Origin of the sequence: Nocardia sp. NPDC060249, from assembly GCF_042728755.1 — a bacterium.
Classification (GTDB): Bacteria; Actinomycetota; Actinomycetes; order Mycobacteriales; family Mycobacteriaceae; genus Nocardia.
On record NZ_JBHXAQ010000002.1, the window covers coordinates 1,195,661 to 1,217,450 of the forward strand.

Consider the following 21,790-nt stretch of genomic DNA (forward strand, 5'->3'; position numbering starts at 1 on the left):
TTGGCCGACAACGGGCTCGCGCAGTCGTGGGATCCGTCTGTGACAGTTACGACAACGCTCTCATGGAGAATTTCTTCTCCATCTGAAGTCCGAGCTGGTCTACCGGAACCGTTGGCGGACAAAGGAAGGCGCCGAGTGTACCTAGTTCGCCTACGTCGCCGACAGGTACAACACCCAGCGTATTCAGAAGAAGCTCGGCTGGCGATCACCGGACGAGTACGAAGCAAGTTACCATCGCAGGGTCCAGCTGGAACCAGGTAATCCGCTCTCCGAACTAGCGGTGAGCTGCACACTTGATGATGTGGTCGATCTCAACCGAGTGCTGCGGCGAGTGGGAATCGCATATGGATGCCCAGCTTCGACAAGCTTATGCCGAAGTGCCTCCGGATGGGAGGACGGGCATCAGGAGCAGCGGCAGGTTACTCGCCACCCCGAGAACTCGAGATCCCTACGCGCTTCCGAAGGTTGACCACCCTCTCATGCGCGCACCAACCAATCGCCTTGGGGTACGAAAACATTGAACATCGCCACCTCGAGCGTGACTGGAGCCCGCTGAACAGGTCAGGCGGACTCGCAATCGGGGCCCAGCCACGAATCCTGGCTCGTGGGTGACGATTCGATGGCTGCCCGTCGAGTAGCCGACCGAGATTCTCTGTCAGGGCTTACGACCAGCTTGGGCCGCCTGTGGTCAACGGCCGCGTTCCGACGAACTCGGCGCAATCGCTTCGCCCAGTCGGCCGACCGATTTGTATGCATTGACGAGGCTGTTGCGAAAACTCACCGTGCTGAGATGACCGGGGCCCAGAACTCGTACCGCGTCATCGAGATTGCGCTCATGTAGGGCAATCGCCTTACATGTCTGTCCCGCCGCTTCGTAGGCATCGGCGAGATTATGGCGGGAGATCAGCGTATCGGGATCCTCGAAGCCCAGAACCCGCTGACGGTCGGCCAGGTTCTGCTCATGCAAGGCGATCGCCTCGCCCAGCCGTCCCGCTGTCTTGTAGGCGTTGGCGAGGTTGTTGCGGGAGATCAGCGTGTGGGGGTGATCGGCGCCCAGAACCCGCTCACGATTCGTGAGGTTCTGCTCATGCGAGACGATCGCCGATCCGACCCGGCCAGCGGAGAGATAGGCGTATGCGAGATTGTTTTGAGAGGTCAGTGTGTCAGGATGGTCTGGGCCTAGAACCCGCACCGAGTCGGCGAGATTCTGCTCATGCAAGGCGATCGCTTCATCTGCCCGACCTGCCGCCTCATAGGCGTAAGCGAGGTTGTTACGGGAGACCAGCGTGTGGGGGTGATCAGCACCCAGAACCCGCTCACGCCTGGGAAGGGTCTGCCTGTGCAAGGCGATCGCTTCATCCACATGACCCGCCGACTTGTAGGCATTGGCGAGATTGTTGCAGGAGACCAACGTTTCGGGGTCATCAGGACCCAGAACCCGCTCACGGTCGGCCAGGTTCTGCTCATGCGATCGGATCGCCTCACTCACACGACCCGCCGACAGGTAGGCGTTGGCGAGATTGTTCCGAGCGGTCAGCGTGTCGGGGTGATCAGGGCCCAGAACCCGCACCGAGTCGGCCACATTCAGCTCATGCAACACGATCGCCTCACCCACACGACCCGCCGACTTGTACGCGTAAGCGAGGTTGTTCCGGTAAGTCAGCGTGTCGGGGTGATCAGGGCCCAGAACCCGCACCGAGTCGGCCACATTCAGCTCGTGCAACACGATCGCCTCACCCACACGACCCGCCGACTTGTACGCGTAAGCGAGGTTGTGGCGAGATAGCATCGTGTGGGGATCGTCGGAGCCCAGAATCCGCTCACGATCGGTGACGTTCTGTTCGTGCAGAAGGATCGCTTCCTCCACCCGGCCGGCCGATTCGTAGGTGTTGGCGAGGCTGCTACGTGAGAACAGAGTGTGGGGGTGGTCGGTGCCCAGAACCCGCTCACGACTCGTGAGGTTCTGCTCGTGCAGGATTATCGCGTCGCCTACCCGACCCGCCGAAAGGTAGGCGTCGGCCAGGTTGTGGCGGGAGGACAGTGTTTCGGGGTCCTCAGGCCCCAGAATTCGCTCGAGGTCAGTTAGTGCGTGATGGAAGAGGTCGATCGCGCGGATCGATGACCCCTGGTTATGGAGAAATCCAGCAGTTGCATCGAGAATGGCTGCGGTGATTCGGGTGCCGTGTGCAGTGTGGTTGGTGAGGGCCTCGATGTGGGGCAGGAGGAGTCGCCACGTAGGCCAATTGGCGGGGTTGTTCCAGTCCGGCAATGCGTCATGGAGGGCGGTGGCGGCGCGGATTCGAGCGTTACCGATCGCGATGACGGTGCGATGTGGGTCGTCCGGGTCGGTGGTGCGGGCGACTGCTTGCACGAGCCGGTGAACTGACACTGTTGCGGTGGCTGGATCTGGGGTGATCAGGCTGTACGCGATCAGAACACCGACTGCGGCGGTCACCGCAGGCGGATCATCGAGATCGTCGAGCAAGCTGGCAGGAATGCTGTTCGGCCCGTACCACGCCAATACCCGTAAAAGGTCCACAGCCAGCGGTCGGACAGCGGCAATGCGGTCCAACGTCACCCTCCAGATCCGAGCGATAGTTCGTTCGGGTCTAGCGCCGACGGCCGCGTGCACGTACATGTCCGAGGGATACTGTGTCAGCAACTCCAAGTAGGCGCGGGGTGTTGTGAGCGGGTTCTGTGCCAGATACGCGGCAGCTTGCTCGACGGCCAGCGGCAAATGACCCAACTCAGCACACAAATCGGCAGCGCCGTCGAGTTCACGGGGACTCCCCGCGGTGAGAATGTCGGTGACCAGTTGCAGGGATTCGGCCGGTTCCAAGACATCCAACCGCACCGTGGAAGTATCGGTCTGCCACCCGGTCGATAGTCGGCTGGTGATCACAACATGCCCGTTGCCCGCACGAGCCAGCACAGCAGCGATATCGGCGGGGTCATTGACATTGTCGAGGATCAGTAGCCACCCGGTGTGGGTGGCTAACCATTGCAAGGCGCGCTCGGCGAGCTCCGCAGCGACCAACGCTTGTGCTGAACCGGGTTGCAACGCGGCCGCGAAACCGGCCAAACCTTGTTCGACTCCGGCAGGGGAATCCGCAGTGATCCACCGTATGGCGACATACCCGTTGCGGCGTGTCGCCGCCCAATGCGCAACCAGGGTGCTTTTGCCGATCCCGCCCAATCCGTGCAGCGCGTGAACCACGACGCGACCGGTATCAGCCGACACCGCATCGAGTTTCTGCAGCACGTCGTCGCGGCCGACGAACTGCAACGGCCGACCCGGCAAATTTGCCAGCCCTGGTGGGGCGTCGATCTCGGCAACCGGTCGCAGGGCTTCGGCAGGCAACTGCACCACTCGAGCGTTATCTCCGGTGAGGGCGATGCCGGAAAAGCCTCCGCCTCCCGTTGCGATGGACCGATCGCCAGCTGCCTCGATCGACACTGTTGGAGCTGACGATGCTGGCGTGAACATCTCGGTGATCGGTTGCGGCTTGCTACTTCGCTTGCGGGAAGGCCACTTCACGCCGTCTCCGGCCCGGAACTATCACCAGTGGATATGTCACCCCTCAGGGTGCCGTCGATCACGACCGACATCTCCCCTGACGTTGCTTCATTCACCGCTATTGCCAACGCCGTACTCACCGCAGCCCCACAGCTGTTGGTGCGGCCACCCGCACCAACACAGTCCCAGTCGCGCTCACTCTGTCCCCCTCTGACCGAACACGAGCCACACGGCCCAGCCGCAGCCACCTACCCCGAGGCTAATCCCCGCCGGTTCACATCGCATGCTGCCGTGGAAATCTCGACGTCATCGGTAGATTATTGCGAGCCAGCAGAATTGGCGTCGATACAATGCCCGTTCCAGCGCTAGCCCCCGTTCTGGGTGGTCCTGACGCGCACGGCGCGGCAGGGTCCACTGGTCGCGGCGCGCCGCCCAGTCGCAGTCTTCGCCTGCCGCCCCTTGAAGTCGACACCGCAAACGCTCGGGCAGTTCCAGGTTACCCAGTCGACGCCGGATGAGGGTGTCTGACCCCACGCCCAGAGCTGCGAGCCACGCAAGATGCGTCATTGCTGAGGCCTGACCCGACCCGAGGGCCGCCCAAGGAAACGCCCACACACAGGTCGGGTTCTCAGACCAAGTCACGCGGAATCCGGCGGTGCCAGTTCTGCGAGTACACCCTTGTGCTCAGCGCCCGCGGATCCGACCCCAAGTCTTCGAGCTCGTAGGCGTCGAGTTGCGCGTCGAGCACGAATTCCTCTTCGGTGCAACGCAATACGGTGTGGGTGATGACTTCGGTGCGCCAATCGTCGCGTTCGAGACGACGCAGCGTTCTCGTTTCGCCGCGCACCGAGGTGACATCGTTGTCCCGGAAGCTGAACCATTCGGTGCTGGCTTGTCGCACGATGGTGCCGGTGTCGTCCAGAGACAGTGTGCCCTGATCGTTCTCGATCTCGAGTGTCGATATCCCGGTCTCCAGATCGCGTTCGACTCTCCAGTGGTGTTCGCCGGGTTCGATCTGAGTCGTGGGCGACTCGGGCGCCACCTCGGGTTCGCCGAACGGCCGCAAGAGCTCGTCCTGTTCGCGTGGGGTCCGCTGCGGCAGGGTGAGACTGCTGGTGCCCGTGGTGATGGTCAGCATCGCCGGCTCCGGGGAGGGCCACGCGAGCGGCCAGTACGACGAGGACACCGACAGCCGAATACGATGGCCGGGCGGGAAGGAATGCGCTATGCCGTTGAGCGGCAACAGCACTCGATACGATTTCCCCGGAACGAGGGGTTGCGGTGCCGCGCTGCCGTCACGGTGGGTGAGATTGAGCACGCCATAGGTGACTCGGGTCGCTTCGCCGTTGGGCGCGACGTCGGAGAGTCTGGCTGCCACCATGGCGTTCGGCCGGTCCGAGGATATTTCGAGGTCCAGTGTCGCGAGTCCGAGCACCTCGCAGCTCTCGTCGAGCGGCTCGGTCTCGAAGACGAGCGAGCCACCGTCCTCGTCGCGTTGGTCCGAGGGCAGGTCCGGGGTCGCGGCGTAGGACGCCCACTTCCCGGCGAACATACCGACACTCAGTGGCGACTGCAGGTCCAGGGTGCGAGGCGGCGTCGACTCCGCGGTCAATGAGTAGCGCCCGAGGACGAAGCGGCGGGAATCGATATTCGGTGCGGGCCAGCATGGTTCGCTCACCCACCTCCCCGGGCGGTCCGTGTAGGAGGGGTGCGGGGAGATGCTGTCCTGCATCCACACGCGCAGCATCGGCTCGTCCATGATCGCGGTATCGCGGCCCTTGAGCCAGTAGTCCCACCAGCGGACCAGCTCCTGCAGGAATCCGATGGCGGGGCCGGGTACACCCAGATGCGGGTACTTGTGCCCCCACGGTCCGATCAGCCCGAGTCGCGGGACATCGAGGTGCTCGAGCAACCGGAAGATCGCGTTGGTGTAGCCGTCGGCCCACCCGCCGACCGCCAATACCGGACACTGCACGGCGCTGTAGTTCTCATTCACCGAGGCGCGTTTCCAATAGTCGTCGCGGCGTTGATGTTCGAGCCATTGCTCCATCCACAGCCCGCTCCCCTCGAGACGTTCGTGCCACATCTCGCGCCACCGGTCACCGACGATCTCGGGATCGGGCGGCAGGCTGTTGAACGCCAGCATCACCGTGGCCTCGGACAGGTTGTCCGAGAGCAGGCACCCGCCCATGTAATGCATGTTGTCGACGTAGAGGTCCTCGGTCGCCGAAGCACTGACGATCGCCTTCAGCGCCGGTGGCCGAAGCGCCGCGACTTGCAGACTGTTGAAGCCGCCCCAGGAGATGCCCATCATGCCGACGTTGCCGTCGCACCAGGGCTGTTCGGCCAGCCACGCGATGACCTCGCAGGCGTCGTGGTGTTCGGCGGCCAGATATTCATCGCGCAGCACACCGTCGGAATCGCCACTGCCACGCAGATCCACCCGTACCGTCACGTACCCGTGGCCGGCCAGATACCGGTGGTTGAGCGCGTCACGCCCGCGGGTCAGGTCGCGTTTGCGGTAGGGGATGTACTCGAGCACCGCAGGCAACGGTTCCTCGGTCACCGGCCGCCAGATCCGGGCTGCCAGGCGCGTGCCGTCAGGCATCGGGATGAAAACATTCTCGGTGACCCGCACCTCACAGGGAAACGATTCGACCGTCTGCACTCAATCGACCTCCTCGAATTGGAATGGCATTGCCTCGAGACAGTCGCGATAGCGCTGCTCGAGCTCGGCGTGGTCGCCGGCGCCGATGTAGAGGGTGGCGAGCTGGTAGCGGTAGGGGTCCTGGTTGGGCAGCTCGGACAGTCGCTCGCCCGCTTGTACCTCGGTGCGGACCACCGTGCCGGGGTATCGCCGTTGTAGCGCCGCGATCTGGCTCTCGTCGGGGACACGGGCAACGACACCGTCCTCGTAGTGGGGCACCATGCACTGCGCCGCGACCGCGAAATCACCCTTGCGATAGGGCATCTGCGGAAGACGACCCAGGGCGACGTCGATGGCCACCGTGTGATTGGAGGTGCCGTCGACCTTGGCGAACAGGTCGCTGTGCGACTGCGAGATCCGGGTGTTGATCTCGATCAGCCACAGCTTGTCGGTGTCTTCGTCCCACATGAACTCGGAGTTGAAGCAGCCGTTGTCGTAGCCGATATGGCGCAGATAGCGCTCGGTGACCTCGACCATGCGCTGTTGCACCGACTCGGGGACCGTGCGCGCCGGATAGTCGAGATGGGAGAAACTGTGCCCGGTCGAGTCCTTGCGCATATCGAACACCCCGTGCACCCGATACTCGCCGCGCACCATCGACCCCTCCGGCGCGGCCTGGATGCCGGTGACGATCTGCTCGGCAAGGCAGGTGCGCCCGCCCGCGACCCTGATCTCCTCGGGCACGGTGACATGAGCCAGTGCCTGGTCGAAAGGAACCGCGATCCGGCCGATTTCGGCCCTGATGGTTTCGGTCGCGGCAGCGAACTCCGCCGGATCGTGTACTGCGAAACCGAGTTGGGAAGAATGGGATTTCACCGGCTTCACCCAGAACGGGAAGGCAACGTCGATCCCGTCGAGCGCGTCGGGATCGAACGGATCGAACGCACTGAATTCGGGCACGCATTCGGGTACCGACTCGCGTTGCAACACCCGACTCCACAGCTTGTGCTCGGAGCGGATCACACTGTCCAAGCTGGGCGAGGGCAGCCCCCATTCCGCGGCGAGGATCGGCACGATGACGCTGGTCGGAAAATCCCAATGGGCGACGATCGCGTCCACCTCACCATCGAAGGCCCGCAGCTCGGTTCTGGCACGGTCGAGCAGCTGCTCGAAGTCGAACTCTTCGGCCTCGACCAGCGCTTCGTAGTCGAGCAGCTCGTGCAGACGCATGCCACCGGCGATATCGACCGTGCCGATCTGGCCTCGTTGAAGCTCTGTCAGACCAGGAACAAAAACACTCTTCATATTCGGGGTCTAGCCGCAACGGCCGGTCCGAAACACGCGCCTCACCCGCGGAACGCCAGGGCCACCATCGGCGCCATCGCCACGGTGACGCTCGCCGGGGGGCATTGATCGCACCGGCAACCCCCACCCCTCCATTCAGCCCGGCTGAACGGAGGGGTCGAGGACTATTTTGACGGCGCCGTCGGTCTTGTGCTGGAACATCTCGTACGCCTCGGGCGCGGCCGCGAGCGGGAGCCGGTGGGTGGCAAAGGTTTCCACACCGAGCGGGTCGTCCTCGCCCAGCAGCGGCATGATGTCGTCGGCCCACCGCTTGACATTGGCCTGACCCATGCGGAGCTGGATCTGCTTGTCGAACAAGACTCGCATCGGTAGTGGATCGAGCATGCCGCCGTAGACGCCGACCAGAGATATCGTGCCACCCCGCCGGACGATGTCGATAGCCAGCTGCAACGCTGCCAACCGGTCCACACCCGCGGTGTTCATCAGCTTTTCCGCCAACGCGTCCGGTAAGAGCGACGCCGACCATTGCGCGGTGGCCGCGACCGGGGAACCGTGGGCTTCCATACCGACCGCATCAATCACCGCATCGGTGCCGCGCCCCTGTGTGGCGTCGCGGATGACGTCGGCGACCTTGCCGTCGGCAGCATCCAGATCGATGGTCTCGACTCCGAAACTCGCTGCGCGAGCGAGCCGTTCGGGCACTCGGTCGACCCCGAAGACCTTCAGACCGCGCTGTGCCGCGATCCGGCAGGCCATATCGCCGATCGGGCCAAGCCCCAGCACGGTGAGCGAGCCGCCCTCGGGCACCTCGGCATATTCGACGGCCTGCCATGCGGTGGGCAGCACGTCGGACAGATAGAGGAATCGGGTGTCGTCCGGACCAGAGGGGACTTTGATATGGGTGAAATCCGCGTGCGGTACTCGCAAATATTCCGCCTGGCCACCCGGGACCTGGCCGTAGAGTTTGGAGTAGCCGAACAGTGCCGCACCGCTGCCTTGTTCACGCACTTGAGTTGTCTCGCACTGGGTCATCAGACCGTGGTCGCACATATAGCAGTGACCACAACTGATCTGAAACGGAACGACGATCCGGTCGCCGACAGCGAGATCGGTGAGCGCCGACCCGACTTCTTCGACGATACCGATCGGTTCGTGTCCGAGTATGTCGCCTTCGCTCATGTACGCGCCGAGTACCTCGTACAGATGCAGATCCGAGCCGCAGATCGCGGTAGAGGTGACCCTGATGATGGCGTCGGTGGAGGCTTCGATCTCGGGATCGGGCACCGTGTCCACGGCGACCTTGCGTTTGCCTTGCCAAGTAACGGCCTTCATCACTGCCTCTCCTGGTTGCCTGTAAATGTTCGATGTCCGCGCGATTCCATAGGTGGCACCTACCCGGTCTGCGCGAGACCAATCCGGATCCACGACCCGGTTCGCTCGGATTGAGTGATGTCCGGCGGGGTACCCGGGGACTAACAGCCAGTTGCCGCGTCGTCGAAGAGTGAGCCTGGCGACGGTGGCTCGGGTCGGCAATCAGGAAGAGAAGCTCAACGGTGCGTTGAGCAAGCAGCCATGTTCTCACCATTTCGAGGGAGTATCGATGTCCACTGATGCGATTGTGCTTTTGCGTGAGGATCACAAGGCGATCCGGAAGCTGTTCCGAGACTTCGAAAAGGCGGGTGATGACGCACACGCCACCAAGGGGCGTCTCGTGGAGAAGATCATCGAAGCGCTGACAGTGCACACCTATCTGGAGAATGAGTGCATGTACCCAGAGATTCGCAAACTTCTTCCTGATCTCGAAGACGACATCCTCGAGTCGTATGAAGAACACCATGTAGCTGATTTGCTGGTGATGGAACTGGCGGCAATGAAGCCCGCCGATGAGCGTTTCACGGCCAAGACCACCGTTCTGATCGAGAACGTCGACCATCATATCGACGAGGAAGAAGAGGAATGGTTCCCGAAGGTTCGAGAACAGCTGGGGCGCAAGCAGCTTCAAAAGATCGGAGCCCGGATGATCGAATTGCGGAAGAAGGCGCCGACTTCACCTGAGCAGCCCGGAGCAGTGAAGAAGGCCGTCCATGCGATGACCGCCTGAGATGATCGCTGCGCATATCTCGACGACCCCGCGTGCGGCACTCCCCCGATACCCGCAGTTCGAGTCACCTGTTCGTTTGCGAGCCCGGTGATGCTGCGTATCGCCGGTCATGGGCGTCACATTCACTAGCTTCACCCGACGAGAACACCACTTCCCGCCTGGCATCGTTCCACGGCGCTGGTGGATACAGAGTTCGTCGCGGTCCGAGGATGCTCTGGGACGGTTTAGCGCAACCGAAAGGACGGTGGTTGTCGCGGTCAGCGGCGGGATCGCGGTTCGTGTAGTGGTGAAGCTCCATCCGCAGACCAACCCGTGCTCGCGGCCTGAATTCTCGGTTGATCGGGGAGGTTTGTCGATGCCGACGCCGGAGAAATACGGGTCGGCAGCCCACATCGCAAGCTCGGCCTTGCCGGGTCATGCGATGCGGGCGAACCGTTACGCGCGCTCGGCGCCGTCATCGGAAAGACACTCGGAGAAACGGTGGGCGAGCGGGCTGGACGCGTGAGGATGTCGAAATGGCACAACCCGACCTAGCCTCGCGGCTGCCTTCAGGGGCGGTCGATCGGCGGTCCCGAGCTCGTACCCACCTGGATGCCGACTACGCAGGTGTCGTCGTCTGTGTCGGCGTCGCTGGAGTCGAGCAGGTGGTCGAGACGATCGTCCAGGCTTCCGGTGAATTCTGCCGAGATCGCCAGTAGTCGTTCCACGCAGAGGTCCAGGTCCAGGTCGCGGCGCTCGATGAGGCCGTCGGTGTAGAGAAGGAGAGTGTCGTCCAATTCGAGCTGGATTTCACCTTCCTCGTAGCTTGTTTCCGCCACTGCGCCAAGAATTATTCCACCGAGTTCAGGCAGGGAGCAGGCGTGGCCGGCTCGGACGAGCACTGGTGGCGGGTGGCCTGCGCGAGCCCAGCGCAGGACCCGTGTCAGCGGGTCGTAGACGCCACAAATGGCTGTGGCGAAGATGCTGTCGGTGAGGTGGTGTGCCACCAGATTCAGCCACGCCAGCATCTGGCCCGGTCCAGCGCCGGTTGCGGCAAGACCACGTAAGGCGTTGCGTAGCACGACCATTCCGGTCGCTGCCGTGATGCCGTGGCCGGTGATGTCACCGACAGATACCAAAATCTCCTTCGACGGCAGAACGATGGTGTCGTACCAGTCGCCACCGACGAGCTCGTCCTGCTCGGTGGGCCGGTAGCGCACCGCGATACGCAATCCGAATGCATCGGTTGACGGCTGCGTGTCGGGCATGATGGCCTGCTGGAGTTGCCGTGCCAGACTGCTCTGTTCGGCGGCGCGCATTTCGGTGTCGGTGAGCCGGTCCCGGGTCGCCGACAGCGCGATCTCGGTCCAGTGTTGGGCCGAGACATCCTGGTACGCACCGCGAATGGCGTGCAGGTGCCCGGCCGCGTCGACAACCGGTTCGGCGATGATGCGGACGTGACGGGTCACGCCGTCTGATCTGGTCAGGCGACAAGCGGTGGAGGCAGGACGGCGGTAGCGAAGCAGCGTACGCAGAAACCGTCGCACCGCCTCGGTGTCGGCGTCGTGGATGTGTCCTGGCAGCTGCGCCAGCGGGACAGGGTCAGCGGTCGGGGCAAGCCCGTAGAGCGCGAAAAGCTGGTCGCTCCAGGTGATCTCGCCGGTGGCCGCGTTCTCTTCGAAACCGCCGACGCGGCCGAGCCGTTGGGCGTGCTGCAGCAGCGTCGCCAGTCTCCCTGACTCGTCCTCTATCCGCCACACCATGAGCACGGCGTCGCCGTAGCGGCTGATGCTGAGCGCGGCCGCGACGGTCAAGGGGATCTGGTCGACCAGTTCGGTCAGCATGACCCGGTCGGCGCGGTAGGTCTCACCAGTGGCGAAGACATGCTCGATCCGCTCGAAAAGTCGTCCCTCGACCGCGGCCATCGGGTACATCTCGAGCAGTGACGAGCCGCTGACCAGGCCGGGAGGTCGACCGGCCGGGTCGATGAAGCGGCTGTTGAGGTGGTGGATGGAGAAGTCGGCGAGCGTGCCCTCGTCGAGTTGGGGTATGAGCACCAGGGCGGGGTCGAACAATCCGTCGGCCAAGCGCACAAGGTCGGCGACATCGGCGCGTTCAGTGGTCCGTACTGCTGCCGAGTCGGACTCGAGCGTGTGCGCACACAACTCGGCCAGTGCTTCCAATTGCCGGTAAATCTGGCGCGGTTGCACGTCGATCGGCCGAGGCCAGCACACCTCGAGCACCCCGAGTATTTTGCCGCCCGCACCGACCGGGATCGCCGCTCGGCCGCCGGCACGGTCTCCGATCGACGGTAGCCCCGTCGCGCTCAGGTCCTCGATCCACTGCGCCGTGCGTTGGATCAGCGCCTGACGTGCCGGGGTCGCCACCCCCGGGGGCACATAGCGCCACCGCTGGGCTTCCGGTCCCGCGATCCCGGCAAAACCCGCCAGCGACAGCGACGCGTCGATGCCCGCAGACCAGATCGCGACCGCCGTGGCACCCAGCGGTGACACTGCGTGTTCGAGCACCGATTCCGCCACCCGCTGGGTATCGCCCGCCGCGAGCAGTCCGCTTTCGGCGGTGCGCAGACGCACGACCGCTGCCGGCTCGCTGTGTGTGGCGGTGCTCTGCAGAAACTCCCCGACCACCGCGCTCATATTGTCCTGCGCCGCCTGGTTCACCAGGTCGACGGCCAACTCCAGGAGCCCGACCCCGGCTCGGGCGGACAGGATCTCCAGTTGGGTTGCCGCCTGCGCGGGCCCGCAGTGCAGCCGTTCGACCAGCACACCTTTGGCCATCTCGATCAATGCCCGCCCGTCGGCCGTGGCCTGTGCCTCCCGGATCTGTTTGTGTAGCCGCTCCACTGTGGCCGCGAGGCGCGGGACGACCGGGTCCGTCCGCGCATCGGCGTCACCGATTCCGGGATCGATCATCTGGCACCGAGCCAGTGCACGATGCAGGCGAGCAGCGCATCCGCATCGACCGGCTTGGTGACGTAGTCGTTGGCGCCGGAAGCCAGGCACTTGTCCCGGTCACCCAGCATGGCCTTGGCAGTCACCGCGATGATCGGCAGCTTCTCGTACTGTGGCATCTCGCGGATGGTCGATGTCGCGGTGTACCCGTCCATCTCGGGCATCATCACATCCATCAGCACCAGATCCGTTTCCGAGTGCGCGAGCAGCTTGTCGATGCCCTCGCGCCCGTTCTCGGCGTGCAACACGGTGATGTCGTGCAGTTCGAGAATGCTGCTGAGCGCGAACAGATTACGGGCATCATCATCGACGATGAGCACAGTGCGCCCAGCCAGCTCGCCGAGCGGGCGATGCGGTGTGGCGGCCGGTGCCTCACCCCTGCGCACCAGGGGCAGGACGTCCCCGGGTGCCTCGGCGGTGACGTGCAAGGCGATCCGCTCGCGCAGCTCATCCAGACTCGACAGCAACTCCAACGGCCGTTGCCGCATGCGATCCTGCAGTAGGCGTTCCTGCTCGGCGTCGAGGCGGCGGTTGTGGGCAAGCACCGGCACGCTGCTCAACGCGGCATCGCCGTCCATCGTCTCGAGGAACTTCAGCGCGGCGCCGTCGGGCATGTCCAGCTCCAGCACTACGCAGTGAAACGACTCGGACGCGAGCGCTGCGGCCGCTTCCACCACACCGATCGCGCTGACCACCTGGATGGGCCCGCGCGGGTCGTTGTTGCCGGCGAGGTCGGCCACCGCGCTCTGCGCGACCAGCGACAGCAAGCCTTGCGGCCGCTCCTCCACCACCAATAGCCGACGCTGCTGTGGCGTTGCCGAACTCGAGGCGAGTTCGAGACGGTCGTGGGTCTGCTGTCGGTCCTCGTGCTCGAGTTCGAGCACCTCGTGGAAGTCCGGGCGACCGACCGGCAGGTACAGAGTGAAGGTGCTGCCCTGCCCGAGGGTGCTCTCGGCCGCGATAGCCCCGCCGAGCAGGTAGGCGATCTCGCGGCTGATCGACAGACCGAGCCCGGTGCCGCCGTACTTGCGGCTGGTCGTGCCGTCGGCCTGTTGGAAGGCGCCGAAGATCGACTCCAGCTGATGCTGGGCGATGCCGATGCCGGTGTCGATCACCCGCAGAGCGATGGCCATTCCGTGGCGGCGTACCGCGGCGGGCAACTCCCGTGGCTCCGTCGGCTCGATGCGCAACTCCACCGACCCGCTCTCGGTGAACTTGACCGCGTTGGACAACAGATTGCCCAGCACCTGCCGCAGCCGGGAATCATCGGTGAGCAGCTCCAGTGGCAGTCCCGCGGTGGTCGTGATGCGGAAACCGAGACTCTTCTGCGTGGTCACCGGCCGGAAGGTCGCCTCGACGTAGTCCAGCAACTTGCGCAGCGGCACTCGCTCGGGGGTGATATCCATCTTGCCCGCCTCGACCTTGGACAGATCGAGGATGTCGTTGATCAGCTGCAGCAGATCCGAACCCGCCGAGTGGATGATGCCGGCGTATTCGACCTGTTTGGGCGTGAGGTTGCGGGTCGGGTTCTGCGCCAGCAACTGAGCGAGGATGAGCAGACTGTTCAATGGTGTGCGCAGCTCGTGGCTCATATTGGCCAAGAACTCCGACTTGTACTTCGAGGCGAGCGCGAGTTCCTGGGCGCGGGTCTCGAGCTCTTGCCTGGCCTGCTCGATTTCGAGGTTCTTGGCTTCGATGTCGCGGTTCTGCTGAACCAGCAGCGCCGCCTTCTCCTCCATCTCGGCGTTGGACAGCTGCAGTTCCTCCTGGCGTACCTGCAGCTCTTCCGAGCGTGCCTGCAACTCAGAGGTCAGGCGCTGCGATTCGACCAGTAGTTCGTCGGTGCGCGCGTTGGCCACGATGGTGTTGACGTTGACGCCCACCGTTTCCATGAGCTGATCGAGGAAATCGAGGTGGATGCGGGTGAAGCGATGGAGGGAGGCCAGCTCGATCACACCGAGCACCTGGTCTTCCACCACGATCGGCAGGACTAGGAGATTGACCGGCGCGGTTCGCCCCAACCCCGAGGAGATGGTGACGTAGTCACCGGGAACGTCGTCCACGGCGATCGTGCGGCGGCTGCGCGCCGCCTGGCCGACCAGCGACTGGCCGAAGGTGAGCCGAGGCGCGCTGCCCGGCCCGTCCGGGCTGCCGTAGGAGCTGATCAATCGCAGTTCCGGCTGCTCGGCGGTCTCGTCGGCCAGGTAGAACGCACCGAACTGCGCCGACACCAGCGGCGCGAGCTCGTCCATGATCAGCTCGGCCACCACATGCAGATCGCGCTGGCCCTGCATCAGGCTCGAGATCCGGGCCAGGTTGCTCTTGAGCCAGTCCTGGTCCTGGTTGGCCATGGTGGTTTCGCGCAACGACTCCACCATCGAGTTGATGTTGTCCTTGAGCTCAGCGACTTCGCCGGAGGCTTCGACGGTGATCGAGCGCGTCAGATCACCCTCGGCGACGGCGCTGGTGACCTCGGCGATAGCGCGGACCTGGCGGGTCAGGTTGCCCGCCAGCTCGTTGACGTTCTCGGTCAACCGCTTCCAGGTGCCCGAGACGCCCTCGACCTCGGCCTGCCCGCCCAGTCGGCCCTGCGAGCCCACCTCGCGGGCCACGCGGGTCACCTCGGCGGCGAAGGCAGACAACTGGTCGACCATCGTATTGATCGTGGTCTTGAGTTCCAGGATCTCCCCGCGCGCGTCCACGTCGATCTTGCGGGTCAGGTCGCCCTGGGCGACCGCGGTCGTTACCTGGGCGATGTTGCGCACCTGGTTGGTCAGGTTGTTGGCCATCGAGTTGACGTTGTCGGTCAGGTCCTTCCAGGTACCCGCCACGTTGGGCACGCGGGCCTGACCGCCGAGCATTCCCTCGGTGCCGACCTCGCGGGCCACGCGGGTGACCTCGTCGGCGAATGCCGACAGCGTGTCGACCATGGTGTTGATCACCCCGGCCAGCGCGGCGACCTCACCCTTGGCCTCCACGGTGATCTTCTGGCTCAGATCACCGCGCGCCACGGCGGTGGCGACCTGGGCGATCGAGCGCACCTGGTTGGTCAGATTGGAGGCCATCACATTGACGTTGTCGGTGAGATCCTTCCAAGTGCCCGACGCGCCGCGAACGGTCGCCTGCCCGCCGAGATTGCCCTCGGTGCCGACCTCGCGGGCCACGCGGGTGACCTCGTCGGCGAACGAGGAGAGCTGGTCGACCATCGTATTGATGGTTTCTTTGAGCTCGAGGATTTCTCCGCGAGCGTCGACACGGATCTTCTGGGTGAGATCGCCACCCGCGACCGCCGTGGTGACCTGGGCGATGGAGCGCACCTGCGCGGTGAGGTTGTCGGCCATGACATTGACCGACTCGGTGAGGTCCTTCCAGGTCCCGGACACGCCTTTGACGTCGGCCTGCCCGCCCAGCCTGCCCTCGGTGCCGACCTCACGAGACACCCGGGTGACCTCGTCGGCGAACGAGGAGAGCTGATCGACCATCGTATTGATGGTTTCTTTGAGCTCGAGGATTTCTCCGCGAGCGTCGACACGGATCTTCTGGGTGAGGTCGCCGCCTGCCACGGCGGTGGCGACCTGCGCGATCGAGCGCACCTGCGCGGTGAGGTTGCCCGCCATGAAGTTCACCGAGTCGGTGAGATCTCGCCAGGTCCCGGACACACCCTTGACGTCAGCCTGCCCGCCCAGCCTGCCCTCGGTGCCGACCTCACGAGACACCCGGGTGACCTCGTCGGCGAACGAGGAGAGCTGGTCGACCATCGTATTGATGGTGTTCTTCAACTCGAGGATCTCCCCGCGCGCGTTCACTGTGATCTGCTGGCTCAGATCACCGCGTGCGACCGCGGTGGCGACTTGGGCGATATCGCGCACCTGGCTGGTCAGGTTGCCCGCCATCGCGTTCACCGAGTCGGTGAGGTCCTTCCACGTACCGGACACACCGGGCACCTCGGCCTGCCCACCGAGGCGTCCGTCGGTGCCGACCTCGCGCGCGACCCGGGTGACCTCGGAGGTGAACAGCGACAGCTGGTCCACCATGCCGTTGAATACCGTGGCGATCTCGCCGAGCAGCCCGTCGGCGTCGGTGGGCAACCTGGTGCCGAAATCACCGTCGCGCACCGCGGTCAAACCGGCGAGCAGCCGCCGCAGTTCGACTTCGTCGGTGGCCACCGCGGCTTGCTTCGGCGGGGCCTGCTCGGGCACTGCTCGGGCCGGTGCTGCGGTATCCGTCATTGCTGTCCTCGTTGGTCGATCGGTCCGAATCGAACACCTATCCGATCGGTGTGAGGTATCGCCGACCCGTAGTCACCCCACACGACCGAGTGGTGTGTTGACGGATTCGAATGACCACCCGCCCGACGACTTTACGCTGCGACCGCTCGGTGTGAACCCGACTGTCGGGATCGAGCCCGCCGCGGGTGTACCGGCGGTAGACGAGCTGAATTCGCGCATCCTGATTCAAATGTCGAGATAGAAGCGGATCGTCGTGCCGTCCTCGCCGGTGTATATCCGCACCAGATCCGCGATGTAGTGCACCAACAGCAGCCCCCTACCGCCGAACTGTCCCTGTTCAGGTGGCCTACGCCCGGCCAGCGGATCGCTCAGGCGTCCACCGTCGCGAACCTCGAAGACGAGGTGTCCCGGCTCGGACCACATCGAGAAGAGGCCCCGGCCGCCGCCGTGCACCACACTGTTGGTGGTCAGTTCCGCGACCGCCAGCTTGGCGTCTTCGAGCCGTACGGCGTCGAGTCCCCATCTGCTCGCGTGGTCGACGGCGAAGTTCCGGACCGATCGAAGTTCGGCTTCACCGAAAGGGAAGACAGCAGCATCGGGCGCCGGCACCAGCGGCTGGTTGTAGCGAGCCACGATCGCCTGCCAGTCGTAGTCGTCGCTGGCCTGCTCGCGCCCCTGGCTGATGATGGTGGGGTGAGTCAGCCGCGCGTCGGCCAGGGCAGTCGCGTCCAGTCGTGTCACGTCGTAGGGACACAGGATCGTCACCGCGCGGCCTTCGAAGGCGGCATTGATCAGCGCTTCGTGCTGCGCGCACGCGGGGTATTCCATGGCGCTGCGCCCAGCCCAAATCGGCTCGCCGATGATGCGCACCCGCCCCGTGGGGTGCGCGTCGGCGAACCCCTTGAGCACCTTCGGAATGATCCGCCCCGGGTTGCGGCCGACCTCGGTCATGTCGAGGAACAAGATGCCGTGAGCATCGACGCCGAGCTCGTCCTTGATCAGCTCGAGGTTGGGCCCCGGTACCGCGACGGCCATCGGCTCACCCGCCGCTGAACCCTCGCGCAGGAATGCCACCGTCTGCTGCGTGTACTCCTGCTCGTTCCCATAAAAGAGGGCGGGGTGTTCGAACGCCTCATGTGCGGTCGCTGTGCTCATCAGGGCATTACCGTCGATTCGGTTCTGGCGGACAACAGTGATAGACGCGGCCACCGAACGGGCGTATCCACGCGCGGACTCCTTCGTCACCGCCGGCTGACTCTCTCAGTCGGAATCGGCAGAAGGTGAGATCCTTCCGGGCGCCGAGTGTAGCCCGCCGCGTCGAGCACCGACGATCGGACACAGAGTGCCGACCTGCTCGACGCCTGCTCGGGCAGCTGATGCTCGGCGCGCGCCCTCAGCCTGACCGGTACTTCATCGTCACACTCTCGCGGGGCGATTCACGCGTCAGTGGTCGGTACTCGAATGTATGTACCGGGCCACTGGCTCGGGCGAGACATGAACCGGCCTTTACCCACGGGCGGGTGTTTCAACCCCAAAGTCCGAAATTGGCGCAATATCAACATCGACGACCGGTTCCGGTTTATTTGCCTGCTCGGCGGTGAACCCTTCTCTCATGACCAACGCACGTAATCGGGCACCGAGTACGCCGAGCATGGATCTGACCAGCACCATCGTCTCGGCGACCTGCGTGTTGTCTCGGCGACCTGCGTGTTCTTTCTGCTAGGTCCGACCGTCTCGACGGGTCGCCGACCGGCGATGACGACGTCCTCCAAAATGCTGGGCCTCGACGGCCTTTGAATCACCTCTCCCGTTGAGCACTACGAACGCCAGGAGCTGATCCGCATGTCCACCACCACCGCCGCCGCCCTCCCCACCTACGAGCACCCCGAACCCTTGTTCGCGCAGCTGGCGCTGACCGACCCGCACAGCCCCGAATACGATGCGCTGCGCGATCAGATCATCGAGGTCTGCCTCCCGCTCGCCGAGAACGTCGCCCGCAAATACGCCGGCCGCGGTGAAGTGTTCGACGATCTGCTCCAGACCGCGCGCCTGGGCGTGGTCATGGCTGTCGACCGCTACGACGTGAGCGCTGGCTCACCGTTCTTGGGTTTCGCGGTCCCCACCGTCATGGGCGAAGTGCGCAGACACTTCCGCGACCACATCTGGCCGTTGCACGTGCCGCGTCGCGAAAAGGAACTCCAGGGCAAAGTCAGGGTGATGACCGACGAGTTGACCCGTCGACTCCACCGCTCGCCCACCGCTCAAGAACTCGCGACCGAGCTCGATGTTCCGGTCACCGATATCGCCCGCACTCTGGTGGCGGCCAACGCGTTTCAGACGCGAAGCCTCGACACCCCCGCGCGTGAGACCGACGGCGATCCCGGCATGACCATCGCCGACACCTTCGGCGACGAAGACCCCCGGTACCAACTGACCGAGGACACGATCACCGTCGCGCCCTTGTTGGCGCGGTTGTCCTCGGAGGATCAGCAGCTGCTGATCTGGCGGTTCTACGACACACTCACCCAAGGCGAGATCGCCGAGCGCCTCGGTGTTTCCCAGATGAGTGTGTCTCGCAAGCTCACCAGGCTGCTGAATGATCTGCGGGCCCAGACCACCGACGACCAACCCGCGCTCGCGGCCTGAACTCTCCTTGCGCCGTCGACCGCTTCGCAGTCGGCCTACTCGCTTGGGTTACCTTCGGCATCAGGTCGTGATCGGGGTCCCAGAGGCGTCGATACCCGCCTGCGCGGTGGACGCGAGTTCAGCTACGCACCTGTAGATCATCGAGCGCGAGACGCCGAGCGACCGAGGAATCGGTTTCTGCGGGGCAAGTCAGGATCGCGCGCGCCTGGCGGATCTGTTCCTCGGTCATCGCCGGTGGGCGGCCGAGACGCTGGCCGCGAGCACGCGCCGCGGCCAGGCCCTCGTTAGTGCCTTGGGCGATGAGTTCGCGGATGAATTCGGCCATGGCGGCGAAGACGTGGGATACCAGGCGCCCGCCGGGGTGGTGGTGTCGATCGCTTCGTGCAGCGACCGGAACCCGATGTCGCGCTTACGGAGTCCACCGACGATCGCAAACAGGTCCTGCAACGAACGGCCGAGCCCGATCCTCCTTGCTGGCCTTCTTGTCGGTGAAGATCTTCTGGCATCCGGCCGCAGTGAGCGCGGCGAGCTGGCGGTCGAGCAGTTGGCCGGTGGTCGAGACTCGGCCGTAGCCGACGAGCGCTCCCCCCGCTACCGATCGGATCGAGCGCATCCCCCTCCGAGGACAAGCGGTTCCGGGGTATCGAGTGCGTCGACTTGGTGGTCATGTACGAGACGCGCTGAAACGGATTGTTGAACACTCCGACTTCGCAACACGCTTTCTCGACACCGTGTCGGCGGGGCCGTCCTGGCTGTCGATGTTCGAAGTCGGCTGCACGGATATCCGAAGCGCTCCGCATTGACCTCACCCGCGAAATAGTCAGTCCAGGATGTTGATTCGCGCGCCGGCGCGGAGTAACTCACTGGCGCTGAGCCCGCACATGGCGTGGAAAGCATCGCTGAAGTGAGAGTGGCTGGCGAATCCGGCGTCGACCGCGGCAGTGGTGAGATCGGCGCCTTTGGCGACCGCACGGCCGACGGCGAGCATGCGCGCCCAGACACGATACCGGCGGAAGGTGGTGCCGGCGTGCTCGGTGAACAGATGCAGCAGCCGAGATTTCGACAGATGTACTTCGGCGGTGATCGATCGAGTCGGGTGCGCGCGCACGATCGCTGTCGCGGCGACAATCCTCGGATCGACTGGGATCTGCGTGGGGCCGCAGGCGATGTCCATCACCTCAGCAGGGTCCATGTCTTCATGTTCGGCGAGACGGATCAGCGCGGCTTCGAGGTGGTGGCCGACGCCAAATTCGTCCACGCGCTCGGCCATCTGCTCCCAGCAGGGGTGCGCACGAGGTGATCCGGGGTCGATGTAGCAGAACAGCATCCGGGTCTCGTGCGCGCCTACCTGGTGGAGGGTGCGCGGGGGAATCAACGCGCTGCGAACTGTGCGTCGACCGAACGAATCGGCGTGCAGGGTGAACGGGGCATCGACGCCGACGGCGAGGCAGTGCACCGACCCTGAATGGCGGTCGAGCCGCAGCGAAGGACCACGGTAGACCGCGTGGCCGATCCACAACCACACGTCCGTGCTCGCGGGTGAGGGGTAGCACGTTTCTGGAAGCGGTCGCGTACCCATGTTCGCCATGCTTGCACGACATCAACCGGGATGAACGAGGAAAGCAGGCTACCGTGCCGGCAGACAAGATCGCGGCGACGCTACTGGTGGTGGTAGGAGTCGTCCATGTGCTTCCCAGCATCGTCGCGCTTTCCCCGCGTCGAGCGTCGGCGGTGTACGGCATAACTGTCGAGGACCCCGATCTGGTCCTGTTGCTCCGACATCGCGCGATTGTGCTCGCGCTCATCGGCGTGGGATTGATTATCGCGTCCTTTACGCCCCTCATCAGACCCGTGGTCATCTGTGCCGCGCTGATCAGTCTGGTCAGCTTCATCGGCTTGACCATGCGCACCTGGCCGGCTGGCGTGAACGCCGAGACCCGACGTGTCGCCTGGATTGATATCGGCGCAGTCGGATTGCTGGTCACCGCCTCGTGTCTCCTGGTTGTCGCCAACTGAATTCAACCGGCCTTTGCCCGCACCGCTGAAAAGGAAACCGTGCTGAGCGTTGTCACCGAACTCGGCGAGTCTCGCATCGTGCACCTGCCCCAAGGCGTTATCCGCAAGTCCCACCGCAAGGTCGGGGGCCGAACCCGTCGCCTCGCCACCTTCGTTGCCGATGATCTTGTCGGCTCCGACGGACACGACGACAGCCATCAAGGCGAGCAGCGCCAGCCGTCAGCGCGCGAAAGATCTCGTAGGCCGGGACACGATGATCCTTGGCTGCCTCGTCGACGAGTCCTGCGCAGGAGCCCTCCATTGGTGGCCGTCTCGCAGATCGATAGCCACACGGCCATCGGCTGTCCGAAGTAGATGTCCTACTTCGCAATTCCGGTG

The 21,790-nt window shown here is 64.4% G+C and carries 12 protein-coding genes and 1 pseudogene; 3 read left to right on the forward strand and 10 right to left on the reverse strand.

Going from position 1 to position 21,790, the window contains the following annotated elements; translation table 11 throughout:
* Positions 1-688: 688 nt before the first annotated feature.
* The 4 genes from fxsT to ACFWFP_RS12990 form a co-directional block, all read right to left on the reverse strand.
* Complete coding sequence (gene fxsT, locus ACFWFP_RS12975; RefSeq protein ID WP_379294933.1) at positions 689-3,538, reverse strand: FxSxx-COOH system tetratricopeptide repeat protein; 2,850 nt, start codon at positions 3,536-3,538, stop codon at positions 689-691.
* 607 nt (positions 3,539-4,145) lie between these two features.
* A complete protein-coding gene (locus tag ACFWFP_RS12980; RefSeq protein WP_379294934.1) occupies positions 4,146-6,125 on the reverse strand; it encodes a CocE/NonD family hydrolase in 1,980 nt (659 codons plus the stop codon).
* Between the two features lie 60 nt (positions 6,126-6,185).
* Positions 6,186-7,469 (reverse strand): acetyl-CoA carboxylase biotin carboxylase subunit family protein, encoded by a 1,284-nt coding sequence (locus ACFWFP_RS12985; RefSeq protein WP_379294935.1) that lies wholly within the window; start codon positions 7,467-7,469, stop codon positions 6,186-6,188.
* A 135-nt stretch (positions 7,470-7,604) separates the two neighbouring features.
* The gene (locus tag ACFWFP_RS12990) at positions 7,605-8,801 is read right to left on the reverse strand and encodes a zinc-dependent alcohol dehydrogenase (RefSeq protein WP_379294936.1); all 1,197 of its coding nucleotides are present in this window, start codon (positions 8,799-8,801) and stop codon (positions 7,605-7,607) included.
* 268 nt (positions 8,802-9,069) lie between these two features.
* On the opposite strand from ACFWFP_RS12990, the gene ACFWFP_RS12995 reads away from it, so the two are divergent.
* Entirely contained in the window at positions 9,070-9,570 is a 501-nt protein-coding gene (locus tag ACFWFP_RS12995; RefSeq protein ID WP_379295134.1) for a hemerythrin domain-containing protein, read from the forward strand.
* 548 nt (positions 9,571-10,118) lie between these two features.
* Here the strand turns inward: ACFWFP_RS12995 and ACFWFP_RS13000 are convergent.
* The 3 genes from ACFWFP_RS13000 to ACFWFP_RS13010 form a co-directional block, all read right to left on the reverse strand.
* A complete protein-coding gene (locus ACFWFP_RS13000; protein ID WP_379294937.1) occupies positions 10,119-12,482 on the reverse strand; it encodes a SpoIIE family protein phosphatase in 2,364 nt (787 codons plus the stop codon).
* Positions 12,479-16,750 carry a HAMP domain-containing protein gene (locus ACFWFP_RS13005; RefSeq protein WP_379294938.1) on the reverse strand — a complete coding sequence of 1,424 codons (4,272 nt, stop codon included), beginning with the start codon at positions 16,748-16,750 and terminating at the stop codon, positions 12,479-12,481. Before ACFWFP_RS13005 ends, ACFWFP_RS13000 begins: the two co-directional genes overlap by 4 nt.
* A gap of 225 nt (positions 16,751-16,975) precedes the next feature.
* Complete coding sequence (locus tag ACFWFP_RS13010) at positions 16,976-17,905, reverse strand: anti-sigma factor RsbA family regulatory protein (protein WP_379294939.1); 930 nt, start codon at positions 17,903-17,905, stop codon at positions 16,976-16,978.
* 687 nt (positions 17,906-18,592) lie between these two features.
* Here ACFWFP_RS13010 and ACFWFP_RS13015 point away from each other — a divergent pair.
* Complete coding sequence (locus ACFWFP_RS13015) at positions 18,593-19,396, forward strand: SigB/SigF/SigG family RNA polymerase sigma factor (protein ID WP_379294940.1); 804 nt, start codon at positions 18,593-18,595, stop codon at positions 19,394-19,396.
* Positions 19,397-19,514: 118 nt separating this feature from the next.
* On the opposite strand, the pseudogene ACFWFP_RS13020 reads toward ACFWFP_RS13015, so the two are convergent.
* From ACFWFP_RS13020 to ACFWFP_RS13030, 3 genes and pseudogenes are all read right to left on the reverse strand, one after another.
* Positions 19,515-19,757: pseudogene (locus ACFWFP_RS13020) on the reverse strand (recombinase family protein); the annotation flags it as partial.
* A gap of 48 nt (positions 19,758-19,805) precedes the next feature.
* The gene (locus ACFWFP_RS13025) at positions 19,806-20,009 is read right to left on the reverse strand and encodes a recombinase family protein (protein WP_379294941.1); all 204 of its coding nucleotides are present in this window, start codon (positions 20,007-20,009) and stop codon (positions 19,806-19,808) included.
* 207 nt (positions 20,010-20,216) lie between these two features.
* Complete coding sequence (locus ACFWFP_RS13030; protein ID WP_379294942.1) at positions 20,217-20,666, reverse strand: helix-turn-helix domain-containing protein; 450 nt, start codon at positions 20,664-20,666, stop codon at positions 20,217-20,219.
* 320 nt (positions 20,667-20,986) lie between these two features.
* Between ACFWFP_RS13030 and ACFWFP_RS13035 the strand changes: the two genes are divergently transcribed.
* Entirely contained in the window at positions 20,987-21,412 is a 426-nt protein-coding gene (locus ACFWFP_RS13035; RefSeq protein ID WP_379294943.1) for a hypothetical protein, read from the forward strand.
* The last annotated feature ends 378 nt before the right edge of the window (positions 21,413-21,790 follow it).

What these genes read in the sequence shown, in the direction of transcription:
- ACFWFP_RS12995 (WP_379295134.1), top strand. Translation starts at nt 9,070, where the DNA reads ATGTCCACTGATGCGATTGTGCTTTTGCGTGAGGATCACAAGGCGATC.
- ACFWFP_RS12990 (WP_379294936.1), bottom strand. Translation starts at nt 8,801, where the DNA reads ATGAAGGCCGTTACTTGGCAAGGCAAACGCAAGGTCGCCGTGGACACG.
- ACFWFP_RS13000 (WP_379294937.1), bottom strand. Translation starts at nt 12,482, where the DNA reads ATGATCGATCCCGGAATCGGTGACGCCGATGCGCGGACGGACCCGGTC.
- ACFWFP_RS13010 (WP_379294939.1), bottom strand. Translation starts at nt 17,905, where the DNA reads ATGAGCACAGCGACCGCACATGAGGCGTTCGAACACCCCGCCCTCTTT.
- ACFWFP_RS12980 (WP_379294934.1), bottom strand. Translation starts at nt 6,125, where the DNA reads ATGCCTGACGGCACGCGCCTGGCAGCCCGGATCTGGCGGCCGGTGACC.
- ACFWFP_RS13005 (WP_379294938.1), bottom strand. Translation starts at nt 16,750, where the DNA reads ATGACGGATACCGCAGCACCGGCCCGAGCAGTGCCCGAGCAGGCCCCG.
- ACFWFP_RS12985 (WP_379294935.1), bottom strand. Translation starts at nt 7,469, where the DNA reads ATGAAGAGTGTTTTTGTTCCTGGTCTGACAGAGCTTCAACGAGGCCAG.
- ACFWFP_RS13025 (WP_379294941.1), bottom strand. Translation starts at nt 20,009, where the DNA reads ATGCGCTCGATCCGATCGGTAGCGGGGGGAGCGCTCGTCGGCTACGGC.
- ACFWFP_RS13015 (WP_379294940.1), top strand. Translation starts at nt 18,593, where the DNA reads ATGTCCACCACCACCGCCGCCGCCCTCCCCACCTACGAGCACCCCGAA.
- ACFWFP_RS13030 (WP_379294942.1), bottom strand. Translation starts at nt 20,666, where the DNA reads ATGGCCGAGCGCGTGGACGAATTTGGCGTCGGCCACCACCTCGAAGCC.